Source organism: Alsobacter sp. R-9 (assembly GCF_054612375.1).
Window position 1 is genome coordinate 20,041 of the sequence record NZ_JBTSWJ010000027.1, and the last position, 7,395, is coordinate 27,435.

The window sequence follows — 7,395 nt, forward strand, 5'->3', positions numbered from 1 at the left end:
AAATGCCGTCGCCGCTGCGGGAGGGGCCGCCGGGCTCGCGCCCGGCGGCGGGTTCGATCAGGGAGCGATGGACCAGTTCTGCGCCTTCTGGTCGTAGGGCCCGCCGGCCGGGGCCGGCAGCCACACCATGTCCTTCAGCTTGGTCGAGACCACGCCGTAGCGCTTGGCGACCCACATGGTTCCCCAGGGAACGGACTTGTTCATCGCCTTGCACACGTCCTGGTAGCGGGACGCGAGCTTGCTGTCGTCCGTCTCGGCGAGCGCGGCGTCGAGCGCTGCCGTCACCTCGGCATTGCGGACGCGGGCCACGTTGCCGCCGGCCGGCGGGATCTGCTTCTCGTTGATGGCGACGTTGATGCCCGAGGGGTCCGGACCGATCTGGATGCCGGCATAGACGACGGGGTACTGCGTCCAGTCCGGCTGCTGGGCATAGACGGTGCCGTTGTATGTGGGAACGTCCACCGCCTTGGGCACGATGTTGATGCCCACCTGGGCCAGCATCGCCTGCATCGCGGCCATGATGTTCACCTGCTGCGGCGCCGTGTAGTAGCTCAGCAGCGTGATGGGCTTCGACCCGTTGATCTGGTCCCAGCCCGCCTCCTTGAGGAGCGCCTTCGCCTTCTCCGGGTTGTAGGCGTAAGGCTCCAGGCCGCCCGGCACGAGATGGTCGGCGACGTAGCCGCAGTTGGCGGCCTTGGCGGCCCCTCCGAACAGGCTCTGGATGATTGCGTTGCGGTCGATGGCGTACATCACCGCCTTGCGGATGCGCTCGTCCTTCCACAGCGGCGCGTCGCCGTTGAAGCCGAGGTAGTTCACGACGAAGCTGTCGCCCTCCACCACGCGGAAGGCGGGGTTGTTGAGGAACGTCTTGGCGTCGTCTGCCTCGACGTAGCTCACCTGGATCTCGCCCGCCTTCAGCGCGGCGGCGGCGCCGGCGGTGGTCTTGAAGTAGCGGTTGACGATGCCGTCCACCTTCGGCTTGCCGCCGCGATAGTCGGGATTGGCCGCGACCTCGACGTACTGGTCGGTCTCGTACTTCACGAACTTGAACGGACCGGTGCCGACCGGCGACTTCGACCACCACTCGTTCTTGGCGATGGCGTCGACGGGGATCGACGCCAGGTGGTGGGCCGGCAGCATCATCAGCTTGGTGAGCGTGTCCATGAGGCCTGCATTGCCCTGCGACAGGCGGATCACCGCCGTCTGGGCATCGGGCGTCTCGACCTCCTTCACCGCGGCGAGGCGCGCGGCGAAGACGGAGCCCGCCTTCGCGTCCTTGGCGAGACCGATGGTGAACTTCACGTCCGCGGAGGTGAAAGGCTTTCCGTCATGCCACTTCGCATCGGGCGCGAGCTTGAAGGTATAGGTCAACTTGTCGGGGCTGACCTGCCAGCTCGTCGCGAGCGCCGGCGCGAGCTTCTCCAGCTTGGCGTCGTACACGATGAGCGGCTCGAAGTAGACGCTGAGCCAGGTGAAGCCGGCGCTGGCCGACATGGGATTGAAGTTGCCCGGGAAACCACCCGGACCCACGTCGAACCCGCCGCTGATCACGGTCTTCTGCGCCATCGCAGGTGCCGTCATCAGGCACGCGGCGGCGGTACCCAGAGCGAGCGCCAGCCGGCGCGACATCCTTCCGAATTCAGGCATCGTTCTCCTCCCCTTTGGTGGTGTGTGCCGTGTCCCCGGCCTTCGCGGCGGCCAGAACGCTGGCGATGCCGCGGTAGTGGATGGCTAGCCGCTCGCGTGCGGCGTCGGCGTCCCCGGCCGCGACGGCGGCGACGATCGCGTCGTGATCGCGCCACGTCTGCATCGGATCCGGGTTCTCGGTGTTGAAGAAGTCGGCCGCTCGGTCGAAGGCGCGCCAGAAGACCTCGATCAGGCGGATGAGCATCCGATTGTCGAGGCAGCGGAAGAGGACGGCATGGAAGCTCTGGTCCTCTTCGGCGAAGCTCTCGCCGCGCTCGGCCCGGCGTCGCATCGCTTCCGTGATCCGGCGCAGCTCGGCGAGGTCCTCGGGCGGCATCCGCTCGATGACCCGGCCGATCATCGTCGTCTCGAGGGTGCGCCTGATCTCGATGATCTCCTCGATGTCGCGCAGGGAGCCGCCGAGCCCGAAGGGCAGGTTGTCGATCAGCGCGTCGAGAGAGAAATCGCGGACGAAGACGCCGATGCCGCGCCGCGTCTCCAGCATGCCGAGCGATTCAAGCGCCTTGATCGCCTCGCGCACTGAGTTGCGGCTCACGCCCAGCCGACGTGCCAGGTCGCCCTCCGCGGGCAGAGCGTCGCCGCCGCTGAGGCCGTTGTCCGCGATGAAGCGCTTGAGGCTCTCCTGCACGCTGACGTGCAGGAGCGGCGGTCGATGCAACGGCAGAAGCGCGCGCGGTTGCGACACGACCCATCCTTTCAGGGGCGGACGAGAGCCTGACGTTCAGGTTGCCCGAGAGGTTATTGACTTGTAGGATATCCGTCAAGATCACAGGATTGAACCGGCACGATGGCCGACGTCGTCTTCCTCGGGTTGACCCACTGGCACGTCCCGATGCACGTCGCGGCGGCACGGGCGTGCGGACTGCGCATCGTCGGCTGGGATCCCGACGGCGCGACTCGGGTGGCCTGGTCGTCGCGGGAGAGTGCGCCGGTCGCGGAAACCGCCGAGGAGGGGATGCTCCGCCGTCCGAGCCTGGTGGTCGTCACCGGCACGCCGGCCGAGATGGCCGCGCGGGTGGCCTGGGCCGCAGCATCCGGCTTGCCGGTTCTCGTCGAGAAGCCCGTGGGGCGAGATGCCGCAGAGCTCGAGAAACTGATTTCAGCACCAGAACTGCGGGGCGCGTGGGTCGCGGTTGCGCTTCCCCACCGCACGGGGCCGGTTGCGTCCGCTCCGCACGGCGCGGCGCGCCATCTCTCGGTGCGGCTGGTGAACGGTCGGCCGGGACGTTACCGCGACTGGGGCGCCGCCTGGGTGCTCGACCCCTCAACCGGCGGCGGCGGCGCGCTGAGAAATCTGGGCGTGCACGGTGTCGATCTCGCCCGGGCCGTGCTGGGTGCTGATCTCGCCGTGACGGGGGCGAGGACGGCGCATTGGCACGGAGAGGCCGTCGAGGACCACGCGGTGGTTCACCTTGCCGCGCCAAGTGGCGCGACAGCGGTCATCGAGGCCGGCTACCTGCACCCCGATGACGGCGGAAGCGACTTCGAGGCGCGGCTCCTGGCCGACGATGCGATCTGGATCGACACGGGCGACACGCTGCGCGTCTCTCCGGCCAGAAACGGCGCCACGGCCATTCCGGTCACTCCGCAGTCACGCCGCTACGAAGACCTGATGGCCGACGTCATGGCGCGGCTCCGGGACGGCCGGCCACCCGCCGCGGACTTGCGCGACCTTCACGCCGCGACGCGACTCATCGACGAAGCCTATCGGCTCGCAGGGAAGGCATGACCAACGCGACGGACACCATCGGAATCGGGATCATCGGCGCCGGCTGGTTCGGCGAGCGCCATGCCGCAGCGCTCGCGCAGGCGGGAGGCTTCCGTCTCGTGGCCTCGTGCCGGGATGACGCGGCCGGGCTCGATGCCTTCACCCGCCGTTTCGGAGGGCGCGGCCACCGCACCGTGGACGCCTTGCTGGCCGACCGGGATGTCGACGCCGTCGTCATCGCGACGCCGCACGACCTCCATGCGACCTGCGCGATCGCGGCGGCACGCGCGGGTAAGCCGATCCTCCTCGAGAAGCCGATGGCGCCGACGCTGTCGGCCTGCGACGCGATCGCCACGGCCGCGTCCGTGGCGGGCGTGCCGTTGATGGTCGGTCACACGCAGCGCTTCGCGAGCCCGGTCGTGGCCGCACGGTCGCTGCTCCGTTCGGGCGCTCTCGGGCGCGTGCGCTACGGATCGTCGAGCATGGTCAAGCTCTGGATGGAGCCCAACCGCAAGCCGTGGCACATGACGACCGCGAGCGGAGGCGGCATGCTGATGACCGCCGGCATCCACGCGCTCGATCGCCTGCTCTGGCTCTTCGACGCCAGCCCCCGGACGGTCTATGCGGTCGCCGGCGCCAGTTTCCACGAGCAGGAGGCTGACGATTCCGCGATGATGCTGCTGACGTTCGACGGCGGAGCCGCCGCCACCGTCACCAGCATCGCCTATCGGGACGGGGCACCGTTCGGCGGCACGGAGCTCGTCTGCGACGAGGGAGTGCTCGTGCTCGACCCCTCGGGCGCGCTGCGTGTGGGCCGGGCGGGCCGATGGCAGGACGTTTCACTTCCGCCGTCGGCCGACGTCATGGCGGATGCTCTCGTCGAGGAGTGGCGCACCTTTGGCCGGGTGCTTCGATCCGGGGCGCCCAATCCCGCCGATGCGGCCTCGGCGCGCCGGACCATTGCCTGCATCGTCGCGGCGCTGGAATCCGCCCGCACCGGCACGCCTGTTGTGGTGGATCATGGCCCATCCGGTTCTTGAGCGCCTGGTCGGCGGCCTCGTCGCATCCTGCCAGCCCGTCCCCGGTGGCCCCACCGACGGCGTCCCGTTCGTCGTCGCCTTTGCGCTCGCCACACGGGACGGGGGCGCACGCGGTCTGCGGATCGAAGGGGTCGAGAATGTCCGCGCGGTGGCGAAGGCCTGCGATCTGCCGGTCATCGGCCTGGTGAAGCGCGACGTGCCGACCACCGACGTCCGCATCACTCCCTTCGTCGACGATGCCGTCGCTCTTGCCAGCGCCGGAGCCGCCATCGTCGCCTTCGACGCCACCGAGCGCCCGCGTCCTGCGTCGGTCGCCTCCCTCGTCGCTGCCATCCATGCGAAGGGAGCGCTCGCCATGGCGGACATCGCCACCCTGGCCGAGGCGCGCGCCGCGCTTGAAGCCGGAGTGGATATCATCGGCACGACTCTGTCGGGCTATGTGGGCGCTGGCCCTGTCCCCGCGAAGCCCGACCTCGACCTGGTGCGCGCCTGTCGAAGCCTGGGCGTGCCGGTCTTCGCTGAGGGCCGCTACAACGAACCCCGGCTGGCGGCCGCCGCGATCCGGGCCGGCGCTGCCGCGGTCGTCGTCGGATCCGCCATCACCCGGCCCGAACACGTGACGCGCTGGTTCGCCGATGCGGTCGGGGCGGCCCGCCCCAGGCCGGTGCTCGCCCTGGACATTGGCGGTTCGAAGATCGCGGCAGCGGTCGTCGAGGGAGCTCGCGTCGTGGCGCGTCTGCAGGATCGGACAGACGCCGGGACCGGCCCGGACGCCTGGCTCGAGACGGCCCGGGCGATGTCCGCCGGCTGGGGCGGCGGCTGGCACTGCGTGTCGGCCGCCGTGGCCGGCCTCGTCGACGAAGGCCGCTGGAGCGCCGTGAGCGAGGGAATCCTGCCGATCCCGCCGGGATACTCGTTGCTGGAGCGCCTTGCAGAGACGTTCGGGTGTCCCGCCACCGCGCTCAACGATGCGCAGGCGGCGGCCTGGGGCGAGCATGTCCACGGTGCGGGCGCGGGACGTGACAGCGTCTTCCTGACGGTATCGAGCGGCGTCGGCGGCGGCATCGTGATCGGCGGGCGGCTTCTGCAGGGCCGCAATGGACTCGCGGGTCACGTCGGGCAGATGCCGCTCAGGGACGGCCGGACCCTGGAGGATGCATGTTCCGGCTTCGCCATCGCCCGCGCCGCATCTGCGGCGGGGCATGCCATGGACGCCCGCGCCGTCTTCGAGGCCGCCGGCCGCGGCGAGTCCTGGGCGAAGCAAATCGTCGACGATGTCGCGACGGCGTTCGTCGACGGACTGACGCGGTTGCAGTTCCTTCTGGCGCCCGAGGTGTTCGTCCTCGGCGGCGGCGTGGGATTGTCCCGCGGCTTCTTGGACCGGGTCGATGCCACTCTCCAGGGAATGACCGGTCCGTCACGGCCGTCGGTCATTCGTGCGGCGCTCGGCGCCGACGCCGGGCTCGTGGGCTGCGCCGACTTCGCCGCATTGGGGGAGGCCGAGCGGTAGCCGGGCTGTGGTTCCGCCTCAGTAGGCGGGCTTCACCGGGAACCAGCCGGGCTTCGACGGGTCGAGATAGGCCCCCGCAATGCCGTCCACCGCATAGCGTGAAACGATCGCTTCGTCCGGCGTGACGCCGAGGCCCGGGCCATGCGGCACCGCGAAGCCGCCGTCGCGCAGCCGGGGGCCGTCCGGCGCGATGTCGCCGGCGAGGTAGGTCTGCTCGGTGTCGATCGCGAGCGTCATGTTGGGGATCGAGGCGGCGAGATGCACGTAGGCCGCCTGCGACAGCGCCAGTTCGCCGCCCGAGTGCAAGGTGACGGGAATGCCGACCGACTCGCAGATCGCCGCCTGTTTCACCACCTGCCAGAGCCCGCCCGCCTCATGCGGATCCAGCAGCACCACGTCGGCCGCCTCGGCCCGGACGATGTTGCCGACGTCGGCCAGGGTGTAGGCGCTCTCGTCGAGGGCGATGGGGACCGGCTGGCGCCGACGCAGCGCCGCGTGGCCGGCAAGGTCGTCGAGCTCGAGCGGCTGCTCGATGTAGGCGAGATCGTAGGGAATGAGCTTCGTCAGTTGCCGGATCGCCGTGCCGGGTGTCCACGCGCCGTTGACGTCGGCGCGCAGGTCGCGTGGGCCGACGACGGTCCGCACGGCCTCCACCAGCGGGATGTCGCTCTCCATCGACACGCCGACCTTGATCTTGAACGTGTCGAACCCCGCGTCGAGGAAGCGTCTGGCCGCATCAGCCACGGCCCGGGTGTCGTTGACGAAGAGGTAGGCCGAGGCGCGGACGGCATCCCGCCAAAGGCCGCCCCACAGCGCCCAGAGGGGCAGACCGGCGCGTCGGCCGAGCGCATCCCACATCGCCATTTCGAGCGCCGCCGCCGCCATCACGGCGGCACGCTTGTGGTGGTAATACCCGGCGCCCAACACGTGTCGGTGGAAACGCTCCGCGTCGGCGGCAGGATAGCCCATGGCGAGCGGCAGGACGCAGCGTTCGAACACGGCCGGCACCGTGTCGATGAGCGAGATCGTCTCGCCCCACCCCACCGTGCCGTCGCGCGTCTCGATGCGGACCAAAAGGCGCGTCGTGCCGGAGCGGCGGCCCGATCCCCAGAGGATGTCCTCGGCGAACGGCATCCGGACGAGCCAGTGACGGATCGCCACGATACGCGTGGCCTCGGGATCGAATGCGGGCAGTGCAGTCATGGACGTCCTCGCCGGGTTCCTTGCCGGCCACGATAGGGGCCCTTGCGAGCCGGGCCAATGGTCGTCGGCCGATCCGAGGATCCCCTCGTGTGGCGGCAGGCGCGGGTCTCTCAATGCCCTCCGAACACGAGCACCTGGAAGGGCAGCAGCAGGGCCTCGATGCGCAGCAGCATGGCGTGGACGAGGCCGACGGCGTCCACGGCGTGCAGCGCGACGCGGCGCAGCGC

The 7,395-nt window shown here is 70.0% G+C and carries 6 protein-coding genes; 3 read left to right on the plus strand and 3 right to left on the minus strand.

Annotation, left to right across the window (positions count from 1 at the left end; translation table 11 throughout):
- Positions 1-57 precede the first annotated feature (57 nt).
- Positions 58-1,647: an ABC transporter substrate-binding protein gene (locus ACX9GQ_RS24510; RefSeq protein WP_459632237.1), complete on the minus strand. Its 1,590-nt coding sequence runs from the start codon at positions 1,645-1,647 to the stop codon at positions 58-60.
- Positions 1,640-2,392 (minus strand): FadR/GntR family transcriptional regulator, encoded by a 753-nt coding sequence (locus ACX9GQ_RS24515; RefSeq protein ID WP_459632238.1) that lies wholly within the window; start codon positions 2,390-2,392, stop codon positions 1,640-1,642. The genes ACX9GQ_RS24510 and ACX9GQ_RS24515 overlap by 8 nt, the downstream gene beginning before the upstream one ends.
- A gap of 102 nt (positions 2,393-2,494) precedes the next feature.
- On the opposite strand from ACX9GQ_RS24515, the gene ACX9GQ_RS24520 reads away from it, so the two are divergent.
- The 3 genes from ACX9GQ_RS24520 to ACX9GQ_RS24530 are packed head-to-tail and all read left to right on the plus strand — an operon-like array spanning position 2,495 to position 5,965.
- Positions 2,495-3,436, plus strand: a complete 942-nt coding sequence (locus ACX9GQ_RS24520; protein WP_459632239.1) for a Gfo/Idh/MocA family protein — start codon at positions 2,495-2,497, stop codon at positions 3,434-3,436.
- The gene (locus tag ACX9GQ_RS24525; protein ID WP_459632240.1) at positions 3,433-4,455 is read left to right on the plus strand and encodes a Gfo/Idh/MocA family protein; all 1,023 of its coding nucleotides are present in this window, start codon (positions 3,433-3,435) and stop codon (positions 4,453-4,455) included. Before ACX9GQ_RS24520 ends, ACX9GQ_RS24525 begins: the two co-directional genes overlap by 4 nt.
- On the plus strand, positions 4,436-5,965 hold the full coding sequence (locus ACX9GQ_RS24530; RefSeq protein ID WP_459632241.1) for a putative N-acetylmannosamine-6-phosphate 2-epimerase: 1,530 nt from the start codon (positions 4,436-4,438) through the stop codon (positions 5,963-5,965). Before ACX9GQ_RS24525 ends, ACX9GQ_RS24530 begins: the two co-directional genes overlap by 20 nt.
- An 18-nt stretch (positions 5,966-5,983) precedes the next feature.
- Here the strand turns inward: ACX9GQ_RS24530 and ACX9GQ_RS24535 are convergent, their stop codons facing one another.
- Positions 5,984-7,168, minus strand: coding sequence for a mandelate racemase/muconate lactonizing enzyme family protein (locus ACX9GQ_RS24535; protein WP_459632242.1), 1,185 nt, complete (start codon positions 7,166-7,168; stop codon positions 5,984-5,986).
- Between the last annotated feature and the right edge of the window lie 227 nt (positions 7,169-7,395).

Coding starts and splice junctions, on each gene's coding strand:
- ACX9GQ_RS24510 (WP_459632237.1), bottom strand. CDS start 1,647: ATGCCTGAATTCGGAAGGATGTCGCGCCGGCTGGCGCTCGCTCTGGGT.
- ACX9GQ_RS24520 (WP_459632239.1), top strand. CDS start 2,495: ATGGCCGACGTCGTCTTCCTCGGGTTGACCCACTGGCACGTCCCGATG.
- ACX9GQ_RS24525 (WP_459632240.1), top strand. CDS start 3,433: ATGACCAACGCGACGGACACCATCGGAATCGGGATCATCGGCGCCGGC.
- ACX9GQ_RS24530 (WP_459632241.1), top strand. CDS start 4,436: ATGGCCCATCCGGTTCTTGAGCGCCTGGTCGGCGGCCTCGTCGCATCC.
- ACX9GQ_RS24535 (WP_459632242.1), bottom strand. CDS start 7,168: ATGACTGCACTGCCCGCATTCGATCCCGAGGCCACGCGTATCGTGGCG.